The sequence below is a fragment of the uncultured Mesonia sp. genome (genome assembly GCA_947499595.1).
In the GTDB taxonomy this organism is placed as follows: Bacteria; Bacteroidota; Bacteroidia; order Flavobacteriales; family Flavobacteriaceae; genus Mesonia; species Mesonia sediminis.
Map to the genome: position 1 here is coordinate 1 of CANMOY010000034.1, position 824 is coordinate 824.

An 824-nucleotide genomic window follows, 5' to 3' on the forward strand; every position below is an offset into this window, starting at 1 on the left:
CGTGGTCCTACAACCCCAATATATCCGTAAACATATTGGTTTGGGCTATTGCGCGTTCGCTCGCCACTACTAACGCAATCACTATTGTTTTCTCTTCCTCCGGGTACTTAGATGTTTCAGTTCTCCGGGTTTGCTTCCTTGCGGATGATATACCTTCAGTATACCGGGTTGCCCCATTCGGATATCTGCGGATCAACTCGTATGTGCCAATCCCCGCAGCTTTTCGCAGCTTATCACGTCCTTCATCGCCTCTGAGAGCCTAGGCATCCCCCATACGCCCTTAATAAGCTTATGTCTTTTACCTAATTTGCTCTTAACTATCTCTAGTTTTAATGTATTTTGTCGCTTATACGGTTACTCTCATAACCTATAAGCCTACTCTCGTATTCTTTATTCTTTCAATATGTCAATGAACTTTCTATAATTAAAAACCTATTAATATAAATCCTTAATTAATTCGTGGAGAATATCGGAGTCGAACCGATGACCTCCTGCGTGCAAGGCAGGCGCTCTAGCCAGCTGAGCTAATTCCCCGTCTCTCAGTGATCAGTTAACCAGTTATTAGTTAACAGTACTTATAACGGCTACTCAACCTCTAAAATTTCCTTTCAGTATTTAATGAACTTTTTAATCAAAAACTATTTATGCATAATCCTTAATTAATTCGTAGTCTCAGGCAGACTCGAACTGCCGACCTCTACATTATCAGTGTAGCGCTCTAACCAGCTGAGCTATGAGACTGCATCTTTTTATAAATTGACAGCAAAGACTAAATAAAAATTATCTTAAGTTCCAATAACAATTAACCTAACTTTATATTGCGA

2 tRNA genes and 1 rRNA gene are annotated in these 824 nt (G+C 39.7%); all 3 read right to left on the reverse strand.

Annotation, left to right across the window (positions count from 1 at the left end):
• Window positions 1-294: ribosomal RNA gene (locus ACH2AZ_RS12440) — 23S ribosomal RNA — on the reverse strand; the annotation flags it as partial.
• A 166-nt stretch (window positions 295-460) separates the two neighbouring features.
• Window positions 461-534: transfer RNA gene (locus ACH2AZ_RS12445), tRNA-Ala, on the reverse strand.
• 133 nt (window positions 535-667) lie between these two features.
• A tRNA-Ile gene (locus tag ACH2AZ_RS12450) sits at window positions 668-741 on the reverse strand.
• Between the last annotated feature and the right edge of the window lie 83 nt (window positions 742-824).